This is a genomic window from Ferrimonas sp., from assembly GCF_048263965.1.
GTDB lineage: Bacteria > Pseudomonadota > Gammaproteobacteria > Enterobacterales > Shewanellaceae > Ferrimonas.
The window spans coordinates 12,408-33,803 of sequence record NZ_JBLXDO010000025.1; the positions used below are offsets into that span (position 1 = coordinate 12,408).

Consider the following 21,396-nt stretch of genomic DNA (forward strand, 5'->3'; position numbering starts at 1 on the left):
TCTGCGTGTACCCATGGCGCTCTCTGCCGTGCTGTCTCCTCGATGTTAAGCCAACCCTCGTGGGAGCCTTTGGGTTCTCAGGGGCAGGTGCGGCCCATAAAAAAAGCGCCGCACAAGGCGACGCTTTCCTGACAAGGGATGATCCTGTGGATCAGGCTGCCTGGGTCGGAATGACGTTGGCAGTACCCTTGATGTCGTTGTCCTGGTTCAGGTAAACCAGCTGAGGCTTGTGCGCTTTCGCTTCCTCATCGTCCATGACCACGTAGGCACAGATGATCACACGGTCCTGGGGCTTCGCCTTATGGGCGGCAGCACCGTTCACGGAGATGATCTTGGAGCCACGCTCGCCACTGATGGCGTAAGTGCTGAACCGCTCACCGTTGTCGATGTTGTAAATCTCAATCTTCTCGTACTCGAGAATGCCGGCGGCGTCCAACAGATCCTGATCAATGGCGCAGGAGCCTTCATACTCCAGCTCCGCGTGGGTAACGCGGGCCTGGTGCAGCTTCCCCTTCAACATGATACGTTGCATCTAGTTATTCCCTAATTACTTCTGGGTAAGATCCAGCCCCTGAGGGCGAACCGTCTACTTCGCCCCATGGGCGATGGCTCGTCGGCCAGCTCAAGTGGCACAACGACGCCGGAGAAAGCCTGTTCCCCTAGCGTCGCCGGGCTTTTGAGTCAGGTTGTTACACCTTTTTAACCTGAGCACTATAGCCAAATCAGTCGGCCAGATCCACCCGCAGGTTGTCGATGAGCCGCGCCCGGCCCAGTTGGGCGGCTGCCAGAATCACCAGTTCCTTGTCAGCAGAACCGGCCTTTTCCAGGCTGTGGGCGTGGCAGATATGGATGTAGTCGGTGCTGAACCCTGCACTGTTCAGACGGTCGGCCGCCTGCTGTTCCAGTGCGCAAAGATCATTGTCTTCATTCAGCTTTTCGGCCATCCAGTCCAGGGTGCGTTTCAGCTCCGGGGCCAGCTGGCGCTCATCGGCGCTCAGATAGCCGTTGCGGGAACTTAGGGCCAGTCCGTCGCTGTCACGAACGGTCTCGATCCCCAGGATCTCAATGGGCATATTGAGATCCCGCACCATGGTGCGGATGACGGCCAGCTGCTGGTAATCCTTCATACCAAACAGGGCCAGATCCGGCTGCACCAGGTTAAACAGTTTGCACACCACGGTGGCGACGCCCCGGAAATGGCCGGGACGGCTTTCGCCGCAGTAGAGCATGGAGATGCCGGGCACCTCCACAAAGGTCTGATTCTCCAGCCCCTTGGGGTAGAGCAGATCCGGAGTGGGGGTGAACAGCAGATCGGCACCCAGTTCCACCAGGGAGGCCTGATCCTGCTCCAGGGTGCGTGGGTAGGCGTCCAGATCTTCCCCGGCCCCGAACTGCATCGGGTTGACGAAGATGCTGACCACCACACGGTCCGCACGCTGCTTCGCTTCTTTCACCAGCAAAAGGTGACCACTGTGCAGGTTGCCCATGGTGGGCACAAAGGCGATGGTCTGCCCCTGGCTTCGCCACTGCTTCAGCTGCTGATGCAGCCGGTGGATATCACTGATGGTTTGCATGGGCTCTCCTTACTCGAAGCCGTGTTCCTCGGCGGGGAAGATCCCCTCCTCCACCTCACGGACAAAGGCGGCCGCGGCCGCCTGAATGGTGCCGTGCTCCTTGATGTAGTTCTTGGAGAACTTGGGGATGTACCCGCTGGTGATCCCCAGAACGTCATGCATCACCAGGATCTGGGCGTCGGTATCTGGACCGGCACCGATGCCGATGACCGGGATGCTGAGGTTTTCGGTGATGTGGCGGGCCAGGGTGCTGGGAATACACTCCAGCACCAGCAGGCTGGCGCCAGCGGCCTCCAGGCCTTTGGCCTGCTCCAGGATCTGGCGAGCCTGCTCACTGCCGCGGCCCTGGACCTTGAAGCCGCCAAACTGGTGGACAGATTGTGGGGTCAGACCCAGATGGGCACACACAGGGATGCCACGCTCGGTCAGGCCACGGACGGTGTCCAGCAGCCACTCACCCCCCTCCAGCTTCACCATCTGGGCGCCCGCCTGCATCAGGACGGCGGCGCTTTCGAAAGCCTGCTCTCGGGTGGCGTAACTCATAAAGGGCATGTCGGCGATGATCAGCGCTTTCTGGGCGCCGGCGCGGACACAACGGGTGTGATAGGCGATCTGTTCCACGGTGACCGGCAGGGTGTCTTTGTGTCCCTGCAGTACCATGCCCAGGCTGTCGCCCACCAGCATGACGGGTACGCCCTGGGATTCAAACGTCGCCGCAAAGCTGGCGTCGTAGGCGGTCAAGGAAGCAAATTTTTTCCCCTCTTGCTTCCACTTTTTGAGGGTGGCAGTGGTGATCGCTTTCATCAGATTGCTCATCAAATGCTCGATGTTGGATCGGAGTTTATATTCTAATGACGGCCGGCTTGCAAATGAGAAGCCTATTAAGCCGGACTGTCACCGCTTGAAAACAGGAGAGAATCCGGTTTTCTGTATAGGGTCTGGGGGGGACAGGCGGCCAGCAGGGTGGTCAGCTGGCGGCCGTCGGCAAACTGGTAGCCGGGCGCGATCTCAAACAGGGGCAGCAGCACAAAGGCCCGTTCCGCCACGCCATAGTGGGGGACGGTCAGTCGCTCGCTGTCGATGCACTGGTCACCGAAGCCGATCAGATCCAGGTCCAGGGTACGGGCGCCCCAGCGCTCGTGCCTTTCCCGCCCCTGGGCCAGTTCGATGGCCTGCAGGGCGTCCAGCAGCGCCAGGGGGGCCAGATCGGTTTCGACGGCCGCCACGGCGTTGCAGTAATCAGGTTGTTGCATCCCCGCCATGGGGGGACTGGTGTAGAGGGAGGAAGCGCGCACCACCTTGGTGCCGGGCAGGCGGTGAATCGCCTGCAGCGCCTCTGCCAGGATGGCCGGGGAGTCGCCCAGGTTGCTGCCCAGGGCGACAATGGCACTGGTGGTCATCAGGCGTCCGGCTTGTTCTGGCCGGAGGGCTTGCGCCGGCGTGGACGGCGACGGCGGCGCTGGCCACCCTCGGAGCCCAGGTTGCGCACCATCAGGCGGCGGGCCTGATCGTCGGACTCCACAAATTTGGTCCACCAGCGGGCCAATTCGGCCACATCGCCCCCTTCGGCTTCGCCACGCAGCACCAGAAAATCGTAGGCGGCGCGGAAGCGCGGGTGTTCGAAGGCACGGAAGGCTCGGGCACCGGCGCGCTTCTCCAGGCGGGACTGCATCTGCCAGATCTCCTGGGCCGGCGTGGAGAAGCGCCGAGGCATGGAGATGGTTTTGCTCTGAGCGCTGACCACCTCACCGCAAGCGGTCATCATGGCATCATAATGACTGACGCCCTTGCTGGTGCGCTTGGCCATCATTGTCTGCATGGGGTACCAGAGCATGGCCGCATAGAGGAAGGCCGGGGTCACGGGCTTGTCGGCGTTGACCCGGTCGTCGGTATTGCGCAACACCGCCTCCACCAGGCTCACCACCTTGTCGCCCTCTTCGCCGTTCATCATCTTGTCCTGCATGGGGAACAGCGGGGCAAACAGGTCAAACTCACGCATCATGCGGAAGTTCTCCAGGCCCTTGCCGGACATGAACAGCTTGAGGGTTTCCTCAAACAGACGGGCGGCCGGGATGTCGCTGAGCAGATGAGCCATCTTGTGGATCGGCTTCTCCACACTGGGGTCCAGGTCGAACTCCAGTTTGGTGGCGAAGCGCACCGCGCGCAGCATGCGCACCGGATCTTCACTGTAGCGCTTCACCGGGTCGCCAATCAGCTTCAGGCGGCGGGCTTTGAGATCTTCCATGCCACCGAAGTAGTCTCGGATGCTGAAGTCGCTGATGTCGTAGTAGAGGCCGTTGACGGTAAAGTCGCGGCGTTCGGCATCTTCATCGATGGAACCATAGACGTTATCGCGCAGCAGGCGGCCGCTGTCGTCCTTCTTGGCGTGCTTGCTCTCTTCCTCGTGGTGGCCGCGCAGGGTGGCCACTTCGATGACGTCACGGCCGAAGAGGATGTGGGCCAGGCGGAACCGGCGGCCCACGAGACGGCAGTTGCGGAACAGGCGGCGAACCTGCTCCGGGGTGGCGTTGGTGGCCACATCGAAATCTTTGGGCTGGTGACGCAGCAGCAGGTCGCGGACGCCGCCGCCCACCAGATAGGCGTCATACCCCGCCTTATGCAGCCTGTAGAGCACCTTCAGGGCGTTTTCGCTGATGTCTGAGCGTGATACCCCGTGGGTTTTTCTGGGGTAGATCTGCAGCTCGGGTTCTAACTGGATCTCTTGTTCCCGACTAACAAGTTTTTTTGCCAGTTTGGTCAGACGCTTAAGAATGGTACACCTCGACTGAATTTCAGGCTGTAAGGGTTGAAGGTATTATCGGCGCGCCATGATACCCCATCGCTGCCGAAATGATAAGCCGCAGCGCTATTGTGGGTATGGCAGACGATGTCAGCTTTCCTGTAACAGGATCTTCCTCTCCCTGGGCACAGAGGACAGCTGAAAGCAGCTCACAGCCCAGGTCAGTTGTGTGGGGCAGGGCGCTTGCCACAGGTCCGGCGGTGGCGTCAGCCCCAGAAACGCCAGGGCCCGGCTCAGTGCCAACTCCGGTGCGGTCTCACCGATGGGCGGAGCATGATTTTGTTTTGAGAGCTTGTTTCCGTCGGACCACACCGCCAGTGGTAGGTGCAGGTAAGCCGGAATGGGCAGCCCCAATGCCTGTTGCAGGGTCTGCTGACGTACCGTGGTTTCCAGCAGGTCATTGCCCCGAACCACTTCAGTGATCCCCTGAAAGGCGTCGTCCACCACCACCGCCAACTGGTAGGCGTAGAGCCCGTCACGACGATGGATGATGAAATCCTCCTCGGCAAACTCGCAGTCGGTGACTATGGTGCCCAACAAGCCATCTTCGAAGCTGGATACGCCCCGGTTGTTGACCAGCCGGATGGCACAGTCCCGGCCATCGAGGTCGCGGCCCCGGCAGTGGCCATCATAGACGCCACCCAGCGCCTTGATTCGCTTGCGGGGGCAGTTGCAATAGTAAGCCAGTCCCTGCTGTTGCAGCCAGGTCAGGGCGGCATCATACGCCTGATGACGCTGGCTCTGGTAGAGCACCTCGCCATCCCAGGTGAGGGCAAAGCGCTCCAGGGTGCGCAGTATGTCGTCGGCGGCGCCCGCCATTTCACGGGGGGGGTCGATATCCTCCATTCGCAGTAGCCATTGGCCTTTCTGGCTGCGGGCACGCAGCCAGCTGCCCAGGGCAGCAACCAGGGAGCCAAAGTGAAGGGGACCGGAGGGGGAGGGGGCGAAGCGCCCGATATAGTCTGTCATGGTGCTCTGGAATAGAAAACGGGAGCCTGAGCTCCCGTTTCATCTGTCGTCTTAGCCGGCCATCTGTTTCTCTTTGATTTCGGCCAGTGTCTTGCAGTCGATGCAGAGGTCAGCGGTGGGTCGTGCCTCCAGTCGACGGATGCCGATCTCGACACCGCAGGATTCACAGAAACCGAAGTCATCTTCCTGAACCTTGATGAGGGTCTTCTCGATCTTCTTGATCAGCTTACGCTCACGGTCCCGGGTACGAAGCTCCAGACTGAACTCCTCCTCTTGGGCGGCGCGGTCCACAGGATCAGGGAAGTTGGCGGCTTCATCCTGCATGTGGTTCAGCGTGCGGTCCACCTCTTCTCGCAGCATGGTGCGCCAACCTTCAAGAATGGCCTTGAAGTGCGCCAGCTGCTTCTCGTTCATGTACTCCTCACCGGGCTCTTCGCGGTAAGGTTCCACATTGGCGTAGGCAAGTACACCGATCTTTTTCGCTTTGCCGTCCGGCATCACGCGTCTCCTGTCATTTCCAAGCGCGAGGCGTTCCTCAGAAAAAGTGGGCGGTATCTATAGCAGATCACTTTTGCCAAAGCAAACTGTGTCCGAAATTCTCTACTGCTCCAGTTCCTTTTTACCCGTATAACACCATTCAGTAACGCTGACAAGCATTAGTCACAGGGTGAGAAGCACGGGCAGTGGCTTCATCACAGTTATGCCATCGGGCGAGATCTCAGTCCCTACGGCGTAAAACTCGACACCCTTGTCGGCGGCCTCTCTGCACAGTTTGGCGTAGGCGGGATCAATATGATCTGCCGGGGAAACCTGGGTTATGCCTGTATGTTGCACCAAAAACAGCAGGGCCGCCCTATGACCTTGGTCGAGCATCTCCATCAGCTCTCTCAGGTGCTTCTGCCCCCGGGCGGTCACCGCATCGGGGAAGAAGCCCTGTCCCTGATGCAACAGGGTGCAACTTTTGACCTCAATGTAACAGGAAGGTTTACGTTCATCTTCCAACAGCAGATCGATTCGGCTGTTTTCCACACCGTAGCGAACCTCTCTTCTCAGGTTGGCGTACCCTGCCAGCTCGGGGAGCAGGCCCTGCTCCACCGCCTCCTGGGCCAGGGTGTTGGCAGTGGCGGTGTTGATGCCGATAAAGTGGCCGGCGGCGGTCTGGGTGAGCTCCCAACTGCAGGGGTATTTGCGCTTGGGGTTATTCGAGGTGCTGTACCAGACCCTGTCTCCCGGGGTGGCGCAGCCGGTCATGGCGCCGGTATTGGCGCAGTGCAGAGTAAAGACACTGCCGTCGGCCAGCTCCACGTCGGCCAAAAATCGTTTGTACCTTTTGATTAGGGTGGCGGACTTTAGGGGCGCATCAAACTTCATAATCAAATAACTCGTCTAGGCGGAAGGTTTCTATGGGATGGCCCGGGCTCTGACTCACCGCCACCATTTTGGCCGCCACATGCTCGCCCCGTATGGGGCGGAAGCGGCGTAGTCCGGGCAGCAGACAGAGTGCGGGCATCACCAGAGCTGCCAGGGTCTCCCCTGGGCGAAAATCGCTGCGTTGGCCCAGCAACAGAGAGGGCTGGAAGATGCTGATGCGATTAAAGGGCAGGGAGCGCACCCGCTGCTCCAACTCCCCCTTCATCTTGAGGTAGGGGGAGGTCGAGCTCGGATCGGCGCCACTGGAGGAGACCAGCAGGTAATGGCCGACTCCCTGTTCGGCGGCCAGCTCCGCCACCCGCCACTGGTAGCTGTAATCCACTTTTCGCTGCGCCTTGATGGAGCCCGCCTGCTTTCTGGTGGTTCCCAGACAGGAGAACAGCAGGTCGCCCTTCATCAATTCGGCGAATTGGCTGAGGTGGTCAAAGTCGATCACCCGGTTCTCCACCTTGGGGCTGGCATGGGGGGCGGGGCGCCGGGTCAGGGTGCGAACCTGCTGGATCTTGGGATGACGACTCAACAGGTCGACCAGGGCCCGGCCCACCACTCCGGTGGCGCCGATGACGACGGCGGTTTGGCTCATGGCTTATTCCTTAAGCAATCCCCGCTGGTTACGCGGGATGGGCCACAATGATACACTGCGTCGGATAACAAAATGCAAGGGAACAACGCATGAGCAACTTTATGAAAGTGGTCCTGACCCAGGACAGTGCCCCCGCCCACTGGGGCGAAGCCTCTCTGAGCTTCGAGGGCGACACCGCCCGCATCCATCTGGGAGATGATGACCTGGGTCGTCAGGTTCAGGGCGCCGCCCGCAAGCTTACCGGCCAGGGAATCCGCCGGGTTGAGCTGAGTGGCGAAGGCTGGACCCCGGCCCTGCAGTGGCACTTCGCCAACGGTTTCCAGACTGCCAAGCTCGATGGTGAGATTCGCTGGGCCGGTGAATCTGAGCAGTTGGAGCGTCAGTGGCAATCCGCCAACTGGCTGCGTGAGCTGGTGAACATGACGCCGGAAGATCTCAGTCCGGAAGCGCTGGCGGATCGGGTGGCCGAGAAGATCACCGCCCTGGCTCCGGACAGGGTGAAATCCAAGCAGTGGGTGGGTGAAGCCCTGCTGACCGCCGGCTGGGTGGGGATCCACGGTGTCGGCCGCGGCTCTGAGCGCCCTCCGGTTCTGCTGGAGCTGGACTACAACCCTTCCGGCGATGCCGATGCCCCCGTTGAAGTGGCTCTGGTGGGTAAGGGGATCACCTTTGACTCCGGTGGTTACAGCCTGAAACCCAGCGCCTCCATGGTGGCGATGAAGTGCGATATGGGCGGTGCCGCCACCGTGGCGGGCGCCCTGCATCTGGCCATCAGCTCCGGCCTCAACAAGAGGGTGAAGCTGTTCCTCTGCTGTGCCGAAAACCTGATCTCAGGCCATGCCTACAAACTGGGTGACATCCTCACGTATAAAAACGGCACCAGTGTTGAGATCGTCAATACCGATGCCGAGGGTCGCCTGGTGCTGGCCGACGGCCTGATGGCCGCCAATGAGGCCGGCGCCAAGCGCATCATTGACGCGGCCACCCTGACCGGTGCCGCCATGGTGGCCGTGGGCGATGACTACAACGCCCTGTTCGGCCTGCACGACGGCGCCTGTGCCGATGCCATGGCTGCCGCTGCCGAAGTGGATGAAGGTCTGTGGCGTCTGCCCCTGGCCAAGTTCCACCAGGGCAAATGCCCCTCCGCCTTCGCTGATACCGCCAACTCCAAGGCGCAGAAGGGCGGTGGCTTCGGTGGCGCCTCCAATGCGGCGGGTTTCCTGAGCCGCTTCGCCGGTGAACCTGAGCAGGGCTGGCTGCACTTTGATCTGTCTGCCTGCTATTCAGATTCCGCCAACGGCCGGTGGGCCGAGGGTGCCACCGGTGTGGGCATGCTGACCCTGGCCAAGCTGCTGAACTGATTCAGACTGGCCTGAATAAAGAGAACGCCCCGCTTCTGCGGGGCGCTTTTTTAGGGTCAGGCTGCACAGGTCGCTGTGGCCAGCCTCAGATCGGGGCAACACTCGACCCGGTCTCGGCCATTCTGTTTTGCCTGGTACAGCGCAAGGTCTGCGGCGGTGAGAAGCCGAATGGCATCGGCAGAGGTGGCGTTGCAGCCTGCCACACCGATACTGACCGAGAAGGAGATGGGGGGGCGTGGGTTCCTGTCAACTTCAGGCAGCGGAACTCTAAGTTTGGCGATCTCCTTGTGAAGTCTTACCGCCAGCGCCCTGGCTTCATTGCCGCTGGTGTTCGGCAGCAGTACCACCACCTCCTCGCCGCCGTAGCGGGCGACGATATCGGCGTTGCGGGTGTGCTGCACCAGCAGGCTGCCCAGAGCCCTTAAAACTTCATCACCCACAGGGTGACCATAGGTGTCGTTGATCTTCTTGAAGTGGTCGATGTCCAGCATCATCAGGGTCAGTGGACGCAGGTTTTCGCGACAGCTGAGCACCTCCTCCTGCATCCGGCGGTCCAGATAGCGACGGTTGAATATCCCCATCAGCGGGTCGGTAACCGCTTCTTTTTGGAGGCTGTAGACCTGTTGCACCACCTTGGTGGTCTTCAGGGAGAGGGAGCACACCAGCAACACGAAGATGGCACCGCCGAAAAACACCGTGGGAACCAGCATATGGGTCCAGTCCTGGTAGGTGTTCCAGTTCAGCAGGCTGAAGCCGGTGTAGCCAAGGATGAACATCAGGATCAGCAGGCGCAGGAACTGCCAGCGGCGCCGTAACCCCGGGTTGGGCAGGCGTTGCAGCAGTTCGCCGACTTTTAGCGAAGCGAAGCTCAGCATGGTGATTCCCAGAATCACCATGGTATTGCCCATCAGCGGAAGCAGGGTGTTCATTGACATGGCTCAGTCCTCGGGCAGTGCCCTTATGAGTCCATGTTGTTGCAATTAAGTGGTTGATTCTGTTAAGCCGTTCACATATGTCAGCAAATAAATGGAGGCTGTGAACCGGGTCAAAAGAGGCCGTGTTTAAGATGAGAGGTCGTCGCGTTTCAGGGCGCGTGCCAGCGCACCAGGGGGCTGTAGATCAGCTTCCCCATCTCCCTGTGAGAGCGCATCAGCTGCACTTCGTTAAGTTCCAGGGTGACCGGGGTAGGCTCGGGCAGTTCGGTGACCTCATGCACCCCACGGAACAGGGTGACATGGGGGCGAAACGGGGCCCGATGATTGTGCAGCCCATGCTGGGCGGCATCCCGCCGAAGCTGCGCCGCCAATCGGTTCAGGGCGATGGGGGGCTGGTCACAGCCGAGACAGACCACGCCGGCCTTGGGGAAATGCAGGTAGCGATTCAGGGTCAGCTTCAGCCTGGGCACCTCCAGTTCCTGCCAGCGGTCGAGCAGCGCCTCTTTCTGTTTCTGGGTCACCTGACCGAGAAAGGCCAGGGTCAGGTGAAAGTTGGTGGCGGGCACCACTCGGCCCAACTGACCCAGGTGGGCCTGATGCTTAATCAGGGCCATCTGGCTGCTGATGCTGACGGGCAGGGCGAAAAACAGTCGTTCGGCCATGGCTCTCTTTTATTGAACTCCTTTAAGGTCAGTATATTCCCGGCCGTTGGCGAAAGCGACCATCCCCTTGGCCCCGATGCACCCCGGCGGTACACTGTCGGTTTCTATCCTTCTGAGGAACGCTGTCCCCTTGTCCGCTCTGCCCATTGAGGAGGTGTTTGGCCCGCTGCGCCAGGCCCTGGCCTCCCACAATCAGATCATCCTTCAGGCTCCCACAGGCGCCGGTAAGTCCACGGCTCTGCCCTTAGCCATGCTCGGCTGGCCAGAGGTGGAGGGCCGGATATTGTTGCTGGAGCCCCGGCGTATCGCTGCCCGGGCCATCGCCCGCTATCTGGCGGCGCAGTTTGGGGAGAGGGTGGGGGAAACCGTGGGTCTGCGGGTTCGCGGAGAGACCAAAGTCAGCGCCCGTACCCGGCTGGAGATCGTCACTGAGGGAGTCCTGACCCGTCAGATCCAGAGTGACCCCGAACTGGAGGGGGTGGGCCTGGTGCTGTTTGACGAAGTGCATGAGCGTCATCTCGCCACGGATCTGGCCCTGGCCCTGGCTCTGGAGGTCCAGGGGGGGCTTCGGGAGGATCTGACCCTGATGCTGATGTCCGCCACCCTGGAGGGGCAGAACTTTGAACAGTGCCTGAGTGAGGCGGTTAAGGTGAGCAGCGAGGGTCGCAGCTATCCGGTGTCGCTGGAGTACCAGCCGGTGCCCCAAGGTGAGCCCTGGGTCAATCACGCGGTAGCCCAGATTCGCCGGCAACTGAGCCAGAGGGAGGGCAATATTCTCGCCTTTTTCCCTGGCCAGGCTGAGATTCGCCGGGCGCAGGAGCAGTTGCAGCAGGGGCTGGCGGACGGTGTCAGGCTCTGTCCTCTCTATGGGCAGCTGTCCCCCAGGGAGCAGGATGAGGCCATCGCCCCGCCCCCATCCGGTATCCGTAAGGTGGTGTTGGCCACCAACATTGCCGAGTCCAGCCTGACCATCGACGGCATCTCGGTGGTGGTGGACGGGGGTTGGCAGCGCCAGGCAAGATACAACCTGCGCAGTGGGCTGACCCGACTGGAGACGGTGCGCATCAGCCAGGGCTCTGCGGCCCAGCGCAGCGGCCGTGCCGGGCGACTGATGCCCGGTCATGGGGTGCGTCTGTGGAGCGAGGGGATGCAGCAGGGGCTGGGGGAGAGTGACGCCCCGGAGATCACCACGGCGGACCTGACCCATCTGGCACTGGAGCTGGCGGCCTGGGGCTGCCGACAGGCGACGGATCTGAGCTGGTTGACCGAGCCCCCTAAGGCCGCCATGAGTCGTGCCTGGACTCTGCTTGTGCAACTTGAGTTGGTGGATGAGCAGCACCAGCTGACCCCCATGGGGCGCCAGGTGCATCGCCTCGGCAGCGATCCTCGCCTCGGCCACATGTTACTCAAAGCGGCAGAGCTGGAGCGGAATCTTGGCGTCGCCGGGTTGCAGACTCTGGCGTGCGAATTGGCGGCACTGCTGGAGGAGGCGGACCCCCTGCGTGGGCGCCGAGCAGGCGTGGACATTGAGCTGCGTCTGGGTAAGCTGGCCGGCCCCGCCAAACAGCAGGCGCAGAAGTGGCGTGCCCAACTGGGGTGCAAAGGGGCGCCCGCCTCCGGCGACCACGCCGGTCTGTTGTTGGCGCTGGCCTATCCGGACCGCATTGCCCAGGCCAGGGGCAAGGACAGTCGTTATCAACTCAGCGGAGGCAGCGGGGCCACCCTTCCCCAGGATGATCCCTGGCAGGGGCGCAGCAGCTTGCTGGTGGCGGCTCAGCTGTCTGAACGTCAGGGGCAGGGGGATGCCCTGATTCATCTCGCCGCAGAGGTGGAGCTGTCGCTGCTGACCCAGGCATTGCCGCACCTGATCGCCAGCAAGCGTGCCCAGCACCTGGACAGCAAGAGTGGCGAACTGGTGGCAGAGCAGAGACAGATGCTGGGCAGCCTGACCCTGAAGCGCCTGCCGCTAACCGACATCAGCGACGAGGATTATCGCCAGGCCTTGCTGGAGGCGATTCGTCGCCAGGGGCTGGGCCTGTTGCCCTGGAGTGACGCCATCGAACAGTGGCGCCTGAGGCTGTACCACGCCCGCAGGCTCTGCCCGGAACTGAATTGGCCGGATCTCAGCGACCCGGCCCTGAATGAGGATCTGGAGCAGTGGCTGGGTCCCTACCTGACCGGTCTGAAGCGGGTCTCCCAGCTGAAGAAGCTGGATCTTAAGGGGATCCTTCAGGCCAACCTGGAATGGGCCCAGCAGCAGCAACTGGATGATCTTCTGCCCACCCATTGGCAGGCCCCCACAGGCAGTCGCCTGAGGCTTGAATACCATGCTGAAGGAGTGAAGTTGGCGGTTCGGGTTCAGGAGATGTATGGTGAGGCGGCCACCCCCAGGCTGGCCCGGGGTCAGTTGCCTGTGACTCTGGAGCTGCTCTCTCCGGCTCACCGGCCGTTGCAGGTGACCGAAGATCTGGCCGCTTTCTGGAAAGGGGCCTGGAACGAGGTGAAAAAGGAGATGAAGGGGCGCTACCCCAAACACCTGTGGCCCGATGATCCCGCCAACACCCAGGCAACCCGAGTGACCAAAAAGAGGATGCAACAGCAGTAGATGGCCAAACAGCCCAGTCGCACGACCACCCGCCCGAAGCCGCGAAAAGCGGCGACCCGCAAGGCGCCAGCTCGAAAGGGCCCGGCACGTAAGAGAGGTCGTCAGACACAGCCTCGCCGCTGGAGCCAACGCCTGCTGGGTATTGCCCTGATTGGCCTGTTGACCCTGAGTGGTCTTACCGCAGCCTACTGCGTCTATCTGGACCAGGTCATTGCCGACAAGTTTGAGGGGCAGCGCTGGCACCTGCCGGCGCAGATCTACGCCCGTCCCATGGCCATCTATCCCGGGGCGCCCATCACCCATGCCCAGCTTAAACAGGAGCTGGCCCTACTGGGCTACCGCAACACAGGCAACCCCAGACGGGAAGGGGAGTTTGCCGTGGCCAGCGACAGGGTGGAGCTGTTCAAGCGGGCCTATGATGGCCCGGGTGGCTTCGAACCGGCTCAGAAGGTGATGATCCGTTTCAGTGACAACCGCATCACCCGGTTGCAGCGCTCCAGTGATGGCCGGGATCTCGGCTTTGTTCATCTGGAGGCCCTGCTGCTTGACCGCATTGTTGCCGGTGACCGGGAGGACAGGCTGTTTATTCCCAGGGAGCAGATCCCTGAGAGCCTGGTGAATGCTTTGCTGCGCACCGAAGATCGCGATTTCTACCACCACCATGGTGTGGCCCCTCTGGCCATCGCTCGGGCCTTGGTGGTGAATCTCAAGGCGGGCCGGACCGTTCAAGGGGGCTCAACCTTGACCCAGCAGCTGGCGAAGAACTTTTTCCTGACCCGGGAGCGCTCCCTGTGGCGTAAAGTCAGGGAAGCGTTGATGGCGCTGATCATCGACTACCGCTACGACAAGGACACCATCTTAGAGGCCTACCTCAATGAGGTGTACATGGGCCAGGATGGCAGCATAGGGGTTCACGGTGTCGGGCTGGCGGCCCGCTTCTATTTCCATCGTCCCATCGAGGAGCTGACCATAGGCCAGCAAGCCACCCTGGTGGCGATGATCAAGGGGCCCAGTTACTACAACCCCTGGCGTTTCCCTGAGCGGGTGGCTCAGCGGCGGGATCTGGTGCTCAAGTTGATGCTGGAGGAGGGGCTGATCTCCCGCACTCAGTATCAGCAGGCTGCAGGGCAGGGGTTGGGTGTGCGCGATGCCAAGTCCCGACAGCGCCATCGGGTGCCTGCGTTTATGCAGCAGGTACGCTTCGAGCTGGCCAACCGTTACGGTCCTCAGACCCTGAAGCGCTCCGGACTCAAGGTGTATACCACCCTGGACCCCCTGGCGCAGAAGGCGGCGGAGCAGGCGGTCAGTCAGGGGATGGATCAGCTCAGCCGGGACCGCCAGGATGACAGCTTGCAGAGTGCCATGGTGGTGGTGGATCGCTACCAGGGAGGCGTGCTGGCGATGGTGGGCGATCGCAATCCCGAGTTTAAGGGGTTTAACCGGGCCCGGGATGCGCGGCGTCCCATCGGCTCTCTGGTGAAGCCCTTTGTCTACCTGACCGCCCTGACCCAGCCTCAGCGCTTTAATCTGGCTACGCCGGTGAAGGATGAACCCATCACCCTGAAGAGCAGCGGCGGCTCTACCTGGTCGCCCAAGAACGACGACAAGCAGTACCGCGGGCAGGTACCCCTGTCCGAAGGCCTGGTGCGCTCCTATAACGTGCCCACGGTGAACCTGGGGATGAGCCTGGGGCTGGATAAGGTGGAGAGTAGCCTGATGGAAGCGGGCTGGCAGGAGCCCATCAACCCGGTGCCCTCTATGCTGTTGGGGTCCATGGAGGGGTCTCCTCTGGAGTTGGCTCAGGTCTATCAAACCCTGGCCAACGGTGGCCGTTATCAGCAACTGCATACGGTGCGCCATGTGCTGGACCAGGAGAATGTGGCTCTGGCTGAGCACAGGGATCGCAGTCGTCAGGCATTGCCGGAGCAGGCCTCCTATCTGGTGGATCACCTATTGACTCAAGTGGTGGCCAGGGGAACAGGCCGTCGGCTGGCCAAGGCGTTCCCCGGGATGACCCTGGCGGGCAAGACCGGCACCAGCTCCAATGGCCGGGATGCCTGGTTTGCTGGCTTCGATGACAGGGACGTGGTGATCACCTGGGTAGGCAGGGATGACAACGGTGCCGCCAATCTCTATGGCTCCAGTGCCGCCCTGCCTCTCTATCGTCGCTACCTGGTGCAGCGAGATCCCCTGTCTCTGGTGTTGACCCCGCCTGAGGGGACACGACAGGGCTACTTTAATGAGCGCGGTGTGGCGGTGGCCGAAGATTGTCACGGCGTCAAAGCCCTGCCGGCGGACGTCAGAAGCTGGCCCAACCCCACCGGCTGTGACGGCGCGGGGAGAGAGCGCAACTGGTTGGAGCGGGTGTTAGGGCTTTAAGGGAGGCTTTGAGCGCGGTTCCCGGCGAAGCCAGATTGCCTAAGGGGTGTTGTCGGTGGGGTCTGCGGGCAGTTTACTGCGCAGATCCTTCTCCACGATGGCTAGGGCCTTGAGCGCCACATCCGGGTCGATCTCATTGGTTTCCAGCAGATAGATCAGATCCACAGCCAGTTTTATCTCCTGCGGGGCGTCATCCAGGGACATGATGTTCTCCAATGTTGGGGAGGCGCATTGTACGTGTTGCAGGGCCGGTGCTCTAGTCCTGAATCTCATACCCCAGGGCTTCACAGCGTATCCAGGTGAGGCAGCCATAGTAATCGCGCTTTGACTCACAGCCATTGTAGCTGATGGCGTTGCCGTTCAGTTAGGCCACCTTGCTGCGTAATACGTTTTTCAGGCTTTTTTTCGGTGGGATCGTTTCTGTCCCGGCAGGGGCTAAAGTGGCTGTGGCATGCCCTGGTGCGCTACGCGCCGTTACCAGGGAATGGTCTCGCCCCGCCAGTCCAGGTAACTCAGCGTCCCGTCGGGCTTCAGAGCGGCGGTGACCTGTTTCAGGTGGCGAGCGGCTTGCTCCGGGCTATGCAGTTGACCGGGTCGCAGTCGTTGCTGGAAGGGGCGGGAAAGCCGGGTGTCCACGGTGCCGGGGTGGTAGGCCACCAGTTTTACGCCTTTGGCTCGACGGGCGGCTTCGATGGCGCAACATTGCAACAGTTGATTGAGGGCGGCCTTGCTGGCCCGGTAGCTGTACCAGCCACCCAGGTGGTTATCCCCTATGCTGCCCACCCGGGCACTGAGCACAGTCAGCACCACCCTGGGAGTGGCGGTCAGAAGCGGGATCAGAGCCTTAAGCCAGAGTGCCGGCACTATGGTATTGCTGTGCAGCAGCCGGGTCAGAGACTGCTCGTTCAACTGCTCCAATCTCTTTTCCGGAATCAGATCGCGATCGTGCAGGCGGCCGTTGCACAGGGTAACCCGGGCAATCATCTCAGCACAGGGAGTGAGATCCTCGATCACCTTGTTGATGGCGCCAGGACTGTTATCGCAACAGATCCACTGGAGGGCCGGGTGGGTGAACGGGGGCAGGGTGGTGCGACTGATGGCGATCACCCGGGTACCGGGCACCACCATGGAGAGGCGCACCAGTGCCTGACCCAAACCCCCACTGGCACCAATCACCACTTCGACGCTCATCGCTTGTTCCCCAGTTGACACTGCCCCTGAGCACAGGGCGCTTCATTGAAGATCCATGACGAGATGCGGTGGCGGTGGCGGGCGAAGTAGCGGTACCCAAGGTCTGAAACCGGCCGCAGCAGTGGCCAGTGAAGCCAGGCGACCCAGTGCCCTCGCCCCACCCTGTCCCAGGCGGCCAGGGTGACCTCGAGACCGGTGTGCAGGTGCCCGCGCTCATCCACCCCGTGAAGTATTCTTTGGCAGCGCTTCGGATCTACCTGGGGAAAGCGATTGTGCCAGGCGGAATCGGTGATCTCCTCAAAGCGAAGACGATTGAGCCTGTCCCAGCGTCGCAGGTGCTGACACTCGCGTCGGCACAGGGGGCATTGGTTATCGACAAACAGGGTAAAGGGCATAGGCGCTCCGCATCCGGGAATTACCCTGTGATACGAGGCGCCTCAAGGAATCGATCTCAGTCAAGATGATCAGATCACCAGGTGCTTGGCGTGAAAACGCAGGTGCTCCTCAATGAAGCTGGCCATAAAGTAGTAGGAGTGGTCGTAGCCAGGGTGACGCCTGAGAACGAGAGGGTAAGCGCTTACTTCGGCCGCAGCCTCAAGAGTTTCGGGTTTGAGCTGCTCCGTCAGAAACTCGTCGGACTCCCCCTGATCCACCAGGGTTGGCAGGAACTGTTTGGTTCGTTGCATCAGTACGCAGCTGTCGTGTTCCTGCCAGGCTTCCAGATTGTTACCCAGGTAGGCGGTAAAGGCTTTGCGGCCCCAGGGGCAGTTCACCGGATTGGATATGGGGCTGAAGGCGGACACACTCTGGTATCTGTCTGGGTTCTTCAGGGCGATCATCAGGGCGCCGTGGCCCCCCATGGAGTGACCACTGATGGCGCGCTGGCCGGTGACCGGGAAGGTGGCTTCCACCAGTTTGGGCAGTTCCTCGACCACATAGTCGTACATGCGGTAGTGGCGATTCCAGGGGGCCTGGGTGGCGTTGACATAGAAACCGGCGCCCTGGCCCAGGTCATAGCCCTCATCGTTGGCGACCTCTTCGCCTCGGGGGCTGGTGTCTGGAGCGACGATGGCCACACCCAGCTCGGCGGCGATGCGCTGGGCTCCCGCTTTCTGCATGAAGTTTTCATCGGTGCAGGTGAGTCCGGAGAGCCAGTAGAGCACCGGGACCGGGTTGGCTTCACTGGCCTGTGGCGGCAGGAAGATGGCGAAAGTCATGGAGCAGTTCAGGCTGCTGGAGTGATGGCTGTATCTCTTGTGCCAGCCACCAAAGCTCTTGTTGACGCTGATGTTTTCCAGGTTCATTTAAGTCTCTCTGTGGCACAAAGGCCCGGCTTTCTCAGCCGGGCCAGTCAGTTGCTTACTTGTCGAAGTGAAGGACGGTGCGGATGCTCTTGCCTTCATGCATCAGGTCGAAAGCGTCATTGACGTCCTCCAGGCCCATGGTGTGGGTGATGAAATCGTCCAGTCTGAACTCGCCGCGCATGTAGCGTTCCACGTACTCGGGCAGCTCGGAGCGACCCTTCACGCCACCAAAGGCGGAGCCTTTCCATACCCGGCCGGTAACCAGCTGGAAGGGACGGGTGCTGATCTCCTGGCCGGCACCGGCAACGCCGATGACCACAGATTCGCCCCAGCCCTTGTGGCAGCACTCCAGGGCGCTGCGCATCACGTTGACGTTACCGATGCACTCGAAGGAGTAGTCGACACCGCCGTCGGTCATCTCGACGATCACTTCCTGGATGGGCTTGTCGAAATGCTTGGGGTTGACGCAATCGGTGGCGCCCAGCTTACGGGCCAGTTCGAATTTGCTCTCGTTGATGTCAATGCCGATGATGCGGGAGGCACCGGCCATCTTGGCGCCGATGATGGCGGACAGGCCGATGCCGCCCAGGCCAAAGACAGCCACAGTGGCACCCTCTTCCACTTTGGCGGTGTTCATCACCGCACCCATGCCGGTGGTGACACCGCAACCCAGCAGGCACACCTCCTCAAGGGGGGCTTCCTTGTTGACCTTGGCCAGGGCGATCTCCGGCAGTACGGTGTACTCGGCAAAAGTTGAGGTGCCCATGTAGTGGAAGATGGGTTTGCCGTCCACGGAGAAGCGGGTGGTGCCGTCAGGCATCAGGCCCTTGCCCTGGGTTTCACGAATCTTCTGACACAGGTTGGTTTTGCCTGACTTGCAGAACTTACACTCGCCACATTCAGGCGTGTACAGCGGGATAACATGGTCGCCGACCTGAACGCTGGTGACGCCTTCGCCCACGGACTCGACAATGCCGCCACCTTCGTGGCCGAGGATGCAGGGGAAGATGCCTTCAGGGTCGTCACCGGAGAGGGTGAAGGCATCGGTGTGACAGACGCCAGTGGCGATCATCTTGATGCGAACTTCGCCCTTTTGAGGGGGCATGACCTCCACGGTCTCCATGGAGAGAGGCTGGCCCGCGGCCCAGGCCACGGCGGCTTTACAGCGGATGGTTTGTGCAGTCATGGACTCTTCCTGTATTGAGAAAAACACACCGGATGTGTGTTCAGATGGGTTCCATTTTATTCCTTACTTTAAAGTTGATAATCCACCTTGCGATAAAATGACTTTTACTAATATGTAATAATCGGTGGATGTTACAACACTGCCAAGGGCAGTATAGTCAGCCTTAACCGGGGGCGGGCTTCGGAGTGGTAAGGAGAAAGTGATGAGCGAATGGGCTGGGGTCAGCGAGTTTGTGGCCGTGGCGGAGACAGAAAGTTTTACCGCGGCAGGAAAGCGGCTGGGGATCTCCACCGCTCAGGTCAGTCGTCAGGTCAGTGCCCTGGAGAGCCGTCTGGCGGCCAAGCTTCTGTATCGAACCACCCGTAAGGTGTCATTGACCGACGCCGGTCGCACCTACTATCAGCACTGTCGCCAGGTGCTCGATGGTCTTTCTGAAGCGGAGCGGGCGGTGACCAACCTGCAGGATACCCCCAGGGGCCAGCTTAGGGTCACCGCTCCGGTCACCTTTGGAGAGCGTACTCTGGCGCCTCTGGTCAACGACTTCGCTCTGCGCTACCCGGAACTGGAGGTGCAGTTGGTGCTGACCAACCAGAGGCTGGACCTGGTGGAGGAGGGGATGGACCTGGCGATACGCCTGGGCAAGCTGGAGGACTCGAGCATGATGGCCAGACGACTGGCGAGTCGTCAGCTGTATGTGTGTGCCTCCCCTGAGTATCTGGCCACCTACGGAGAGCCCCACTCTCTGACCGAGCTGGACCGGCACCAGTGTCTGGTGGGCACCATGGATTACTGGCGCTTCCAGGAGCAGGGGCGCTCCCGCAATGTGCGGGTCAAGGGCAGACTGCGTTGCAACAGCGGTTGGGCCCTTACCGATGCGGCCCTAAAGGGGCTGGGGCTGGCCCAGTTGCCCGATTACTATGTCCAGGAGTATCTGACCAGTGGCCAACTGATGTCGGTCCTGGATCACCTGAGTGAGCAGGGGGAGGGGGTCTGGGCCCTCTACCCCCATAACCGCCACCTCTCTCCCAAGGTCCGGTTGCTGGTGGACTATCTGGTGGAGAGCCTGACTTGAGCCTTACCAGAGCTTGAGCTGGGGGCGAAACCAACGCTGCATGCCGTTGAGTGCCAACAGTGCCAGGCCCTTTATCGGACCATGCAGGGCCAGCATATGACGGCGGTAGAGGCTGGCATAGACAAAGCGAGCGGGGCAGCCCTGAACGGCGATCCCTCCCCGAATGAAGGAGAACAGGTTGCCGACGGTGTGGAATCTGGCCATGTTGACGAAGGAACCCAGGTCTTTGTACAGGTACTCCTTGAGTGGGGCCTCCTCATCGTCGAGTAACCGCAGCAGGTTATCGGCGATCATCAGCGCCATCTGCCTGGCGGTCTGTCCCCTCGGCGGCGTGTAGCTGCCATCGGGTTGGGGGCAGGCGGCACAGTCACCAAAGGCGAAGACTCGTGAGTCCGACAGGCTGCGGCAATTGGCCTCCACCATCAGTTGATTCTGGTCATTGACCTCCAGTCCCAGCTTTGACAGTACCTGGGGACCTTTGACACCCGCCGCCCAGATGGTGATATCCGACGGAATCATCTGGTCATTCTGGGTATGCAGCCCTCTGGCATCGACCCTGGTCACCCTGGTGCCGGTAAACAGCTGAACACCCAACTCTTCCAATTGCTCTTCTACTGCCTCTCTCAGGCAGGGCTTGGGCAACGCTGGCATCACATGGGGGCCGGCTTCCACCAGGTTCACCTGCAGTTGCTCTGGGCCTACGGCGTAGCCATACCCTTCCAGGATCTCGGCGACATGGTGCATCTCTGCCGCCATCTCGGTGCCGGTGGCCCCTGCGCCCACTATGGTGATGTTGAAGGGCTCGGGACGCTCCGCGCGGGCCTGTTCCAAGAAGCGTCTCAGCAGTTTCTGGCGCAGCGACATCGCTTGTTGGGTGAGGTCGAGGAATTCACAGTGATCCTTGACACCGGGAATGTCGAAGTCGTTGGTGACCGCACCGACTCCCAGCACCAGGTAGTCGTACTCCAGGGTGCGCTCGGGCACCAGCACCTTGTCCCGGGCGTCGGTCTGAGGCGCTAGGGTTACCCGGCGGGCGAAGCGATCCAGCCCGATGACTTCGCCCTGTTCGAAGCGGTAGCCGTTTCGGGCGGCGTGGGCGCGGTAGTCCACCGCGTTCAACCCTTCATCCAGGCTGCCCGAGGCCAGCTCATGGAGCAGAGGTTTCCAGATGTGGTGGCTGCTGATGTCCACCAGAGTCAGTTCAACGTCGGAGCGACGGTTGAGGCGCTTGCCCAACTTGCCCATCAGTTCCATACCGCCGGCTCCGCCGCCGATCACCAGGATTCGTGTCATGGATCGTGTCCTATATTGGGCCCCGTATCGGTTGCCGGAACAGCCAGAACC

At 61.2% G+C, this 21,396-nt stretch carries 21 protein-coding genes; 4 read left to right on the forward strand and 17 right to left on the reverse strand.

The window, feature by feature from the left end; all coding sequences use genetic code 11:
* Positions 1-151: 151 nt before the first annotated feature.
* The 9 genes from panD to ACN0RV_RS17235 all read right to left on the reverse strand — a co-directional run bounded on the left by panD (position 152) and on the right by ACN0RV_RS17235 (position 7,357).
* The gene (panD, locus tag ACN0RV_RS17195; protein ID WP_028111008.1) at positions 152-532 is read right to left on the reverse strand and encodes an aspartate 1-decarboxylase; all 381 of its coding nucleotides are present in this window, start codon (positions 530-532) and stop codon (positions 152-154) included.
* A gap of 190 nt (positions 533-722) precedes the next feature.
* Positions 723-1,574 (reverse strand): pantoate--beta-alanine ligase, encoded by an 852-nt coding sequence (panC, locus tag ACN0RV_RS17200; protein WP_417349520.1) that lies wholly within the window; start codon positions 1,572-1,574, stop codon positions 723-725.
* A gap of 9 nt (positions 1,575-1,583) precedes the next feature.
* Positions 1,584-2,378, reverse strand: coding sequence for a 3-methyl-2-oxobutanoate hydroxymethyltransferase (panB, locus tag ACN0RV_RS17205; RefSeq protein WP_417349584.1), 795 nt, complete (start codon positions 2,376-2,378; stop codon positions 1,584-1,586).
* 77 nt (positions 2,379-2,455) lie between these two features.
* A complete protein-coding gene (folK, locus tag ACN0RV_RS17210; protein WP_417349522.1) occupies positions 2,456-2,974 on the reverse strand; it encodes a 2-amino-4-hydroxy-6-hydroxymethyldihydropteridine diphosphokinase in 519 nt (172 codons plus the stop codon).
* Positions 2,974-4,209 (reverse strand): polynucleotide adenylyltransferase PcnB, encoded by a 1,236-nt coding sequence (gene pcnB, locus ACN0RV_RS17215; RefSeq protein ID WP_417349524.1) that lies wholly within the window; start codon positions 4,207-4,209, stop codon positions 2,974-2,976. The genes folK and pcnB overlap by 1 nt, the downstream gene beginning before the upstream one ends.
* Positions 4,210-4,464: 255 nt before the next feature.
* Positions 4,465-5,343, reverse strand: a complete 879-nt coding sequence (gene gluQRS / locus ACN0RV_RS17220) for a tRNA glutamyl-Q(34) synthetase GluQRS (protein WP_417349526.1) — start codon at positions 5,341-5,343, stop codon at positions 4,465-4,467.
* Between the two features lie 51 nt (positions 5,344-5,394).
* Complete coding sequence (gene dksA, locus ACN0RV_RS17225) at positions 5,395-5,841, reverse strand: RNA polymerase-binding protein DksA (protein WP_136851094.1); 447 nt, start codon at positions 5,839-5,841, stop codon at positions 5,395-5,397.
* Between the two features lie 162 nt (positions 5,842-6,003).
* Positions 6,004-6,714 carry a DNA/RNA nuclease SfsA gene (gene sfsA / locus ACN0RV_RS17230; RefSeq protein WP_417349527.1) on the reverse strand — a complete coding sequence of 237 codons (711 nt, stop codon included), beginning with the start codon at positions 6,712-6,714 and terminating at the stop codon, positions 6,004-6,006.
* Positions 6,704-7,357: an NAD(P)H-binding protein gene (locus ACN0RV_RS17235; protein WP_417349528.1), complete on the reverse strand. Its 654-nt coding sequence runs from the start codon at positions 7,355-7,357 to the stop codon at positions 6,704-6,706. The genes sfsA and ACN0RV_RS17235 overlap by 11 nt, the downstream gene beginning before the upstream one ends.
* 89 nt (positions 7,358-7,446) lie before the next feature.
* On the opposite strand from ACN0RV_RS17235, the gene pepB reads away from it, so the two are divergent.
* Positions 7,447-8,718, forward strand: a complete 1,272-nt coding sequence (pepB, locus tag ACN0RV_RS17240; protein WP_417349529.1) for an aminopeptidase PepB — start codon at positions 7,447-7,449, stop codon at positions 8,716-8,718.
* Between the two features lie 56 nt (positions 8,719-8,774).
* Here pepB and ACN0RV_RS17245 read toward each other — a convergent pair whose 3' ends face one another.
* Positions 8,775-9,653 (reverse strand): GGDEF domain-containing protein, encoded by an 879-nt coding sequence (locus ACN0RV_RS17245; RefSeq protein ID WP_417349531.1) that lies wholly within the window; start codon positions 9,651-9,653, stop codon positions 8,775-8,777.
* 149 nt (positions 9,654-9,802) lie between these two features.
* Positions 9,803-10,315, reverse strand: coding sequence for an RNA 2',3'-cyclic phosphodiesterase (thpR, locus tag ACN0RV_RS17250; protein WP_417349533.1), 513 nt, complete (start codon positions 10,313-10,315; stop codon positions 9,803-9,805).
* A gap of 130 nt (positions 10,316-10,445) precedes the next feature.
* On the opposite strand from thpR, the gene hrpB reads away from it, so the two are divergent.
* Together hrpB and mrcB are read left to right on the forward strand one after the other, a co-directional pair.
* Positions 10,446-12,920, forward strand: coding sequence for an ATP-dependent helicase HrpB (gene hrpB / locus ACN0RV_RS17255; protein WP_417349535.1), 2,475 nt, complete (start codon positions 10,446-10,448; stop codon positions 12,918-12,920).
* Entirely contained in the window at positions 12,921-15,299 is a 2,379-nt protein-coding gene (mrcB, locus tag ACN0RV_RS17260) for a penicillin-binding protein 1B (protein ID WP_417349537.1), read from the forward strand.
* A gap of 39 nt (positions 15,300-15,338) precedes the next feature.
* On the opposite strand, the gene rsmS is transcribed toward mrcB, so the two are convergent.
* The 5 genes from rsmS to ACN0RV_RS17285 all read right to left on the reverse strand — a co-directional run bounded on the left by rsmS (position 15,339) and on the right by ACN0RV_RS17285 (position 18,980).
* On the reverse strand, positions 15,339-15,503 hold the full coding sequence (gene rsmS / locus ACN0RV_RS17265; protein WP_417349538.1) for a pleiotropic regulatory protein RsmS: 165 nt from the start codon (positions 15,501-15,503) through the stop codon (positions 15,339-15,341).
* 270 nt (positions 15,504-15,773) lie between these two features.
* Positions 15,774-16,490, reverse strand: coding sequence for an SDR family NAD(P)-dependent oxidoreductase (locus tag ACN0RV_RS17270; protein ID WP_417349540.1), 717 nt, complete (start codon positions 16,488-16,490; stop codon positions 15,774-15,776).
* Positions 16,487-16,885 carry a thiol-disulfide oxidoreductase DCC family protein gene (locus ACN0RV_RS17275; protein ID WP_417349542.1) on the reverse strand — a complete coding sequence of 133 codons (399 nt, stop codon included), beginning with the start codon at positions 16,883-16,885 and terminating at the stop codon, positions 16,487-16,489. The genes ACN0RV_RS17270 and ACN0RV_RS17275 overlap by 4 nt, the downstream gene beginning before the upstream one ends.
* 69 nt (positions 16,886-16,954) lie before the next feature.
* Positions 16,955-17,794, reverse strand: a complete 840-nt coding sequence (gene fghA / locus ACN0RV_RS17280; protein ID WP_417349544.1) for an S-formylglutathione hydrolase — start codon at positions 17,792-17,794, stop codon at positions 16,955-16,957.
* 55 nt (positions 17,795-17,849) lie between these two features.
* Positions 17,850-18,980, reverse strand: a complete 1,131-nt coding sequence (locus tag ACN0RV_RS17285) for an S-(hydroxymethyl)glutathione dehydrogenase/class III alcohol dehydrogenase (protein WP_417349546.1) — start codon at positions 18,978-18,980, stop codon at positions 17,850-17,852.
* A 202-nt stretch (positions 18,981-19,182) separates the two neighbouring features.
* Here ACN0RV_RS17285 and ACN0RV_RS17290 point away from each other — a divergent pair, with 202 nt between their 5' ends.
* A complete protein-coding gene (locus tag ACN0RV_RS17290) occupies positions 19,183-20,052 on the forward strand; it encodes a LysR substrate-binding domain-containing protein (protein ID WP_417349547.1) in 870 nt (289 codons plus the stop codon).
* A gap of 3 nt (positions 20,053-20,055) precedes the next feature.
* Here the strand turns inward: ACN0RV_RS17290 and ACN0RV_RS17295 are convergent, their stop codons facing one another.
* On the reverse strand, positions 20,056-21,345 hold the full coding sequence (locus tag ACN0RV_RS17295) for an NAD(P)/FAD-dependent oxidoreductase (RefSeq protein WP_417349549.1): 1,290 nt from the start codon (positions 21,343-21,345) through the stop codon (positions 20,056-20,058).
* Between the last annotated feature and the right edge of the window lie 51 nt (positions 21,346-21,396).

Excerpts from the sequence above, each read along its gene's own strand:
- panD (WP_028111008.1), bottom strand. The coding sequence starts at position 532 with ATGCAACGTATCATGTTGAAGGGGAAGCTGCACCAGGCCCGCGTTACC.
- panC (WP_417349520.1), bottom strand. The coding sequence starts at position 1,574 with ATGCAAACCATCAGTGATATCCACCGGCTGCATCAGCAGCTGAAGCAG.
- panB (WP_417349584.1), bottom strand. The coding sequence starts at position 2,378 with ATGAAAGCGATCACCACTGCCACCCTCAAAAAGTGGAAGCAAGAGGGG.
- folK (WP_417349522.1), bottom strand. The coding sequence starts at position 2,974 with ATGACCACCAGTGCCATTGTCGCCCTGGGCAGCAACCTGGGCGACTCC.
- gluQRS (WP_417349526.1), bottom strand. The coding sequence starts at position 5,343 with ATGACAGACTATATCGGGCGCTTCGCCCCCTCCCCCTCCGGTCCCCTT.
- dksA (WP_136851094.1), bottom strand. The coding sequence starts at position 5,841 with ATGCCGGACGGCAAAGCGAAAAAGATCGGTGTACTTGCCTACGCCAAT.
- sfsA (WP_417349527.1), bottom strand. The coding sequence starts at position 6,714 with ATGAAGTTTGATGCGCCCCTAAAGTCCGCCACCCTAATCAAAAGGTAC.
- ACN0RV_RS17235 (WP_417349528.1), bottom strand. The coding sequence starts at position 7,357 with ATGAGCCAAACCGCCGTCGTCATCGGCGCCACCGGAGTGGTGGGCCGG.
- pepB (WP_417349529.1), top strand. The coding sequence starts at position 7,447 with ATGAGCAACTTTATGAAAGTGGTCCTGACCCAGGACAGTGCCCCCGCC.
- ACN0RV_RS17245 (WP_417349531.1), bottom strand. The coding sequence starts at position 9,653 with ATGTCAATGAACACCCTGCTTCCGCTGATGGGCAATACCATGGTGATT.
- thpR (WP_417349533.1), bottom strand. The coding sequence starts at position 10,315 with ATGGCCGAACGACTGTTTTTCGCCCTGCCCGTCAGCATCAGCAGCCAG.
- mrcB (WP_417349537.1), top strand. The coding sequence starts at position 12,921 with ATGGCCAAACAGCCCAGTCGCACGACCACCCGCCCGAAGCCGCGAAAA.
- rsmS (WP_417349538.1), bottom strand. The coding sequence starts at position 15,503 with ATGTCCCTGGATGACGCCCCGCAGGAGATAAAACTGGCTGTGGATCTG.
- ACN0RV_RS17270 (WP_417349540.1), bottom strand. The coding sequence starts at position 16,490 with ATGAGCGTCGAAGTGGTGATTGGTGCCAGTGGGGGTTTGGGTCAGGCA.
- ACN0RV_RS17275 (WP_417349542.1), bottom strand. The coding sequence starts at position 16,885 with ATGCCCTTTACCCTGTTTGTCGATAACCAATGCCCCCTGTGCCGACGC.
- fghA (WP_417349544.1), bottom strand. The coding sequence starts at position 17,794 with ATGAACCTGGAAAACATCAGCGTCAACAAGAGCTTTGGTGGCTGGCAC.
- ACN0RV_RS17285 (WP_417349546.1), bottom strand. The coding sequence starts at position 18,980 with ATGACTGCACAAACCATCCGCTGTAAAGCCGCCGTGGCCTGGGCCGCG.
- ACN0RV_RS17290 (WP_417349547.1), top strand. The coding sequence starts at position 19,183 with ATGAGCGAATGGGCTGGGGTCAGCGAGTTTGTGGCCGTGGCGGAGACA.
- ACN0RV_RS17295 (WP_417349549.1), bottom strand. The coding sequence starts at position 21,345 with ATGACACGAATCCTGGTGATCGGCGGCGGAGCCGGCGGTATGGAACTG.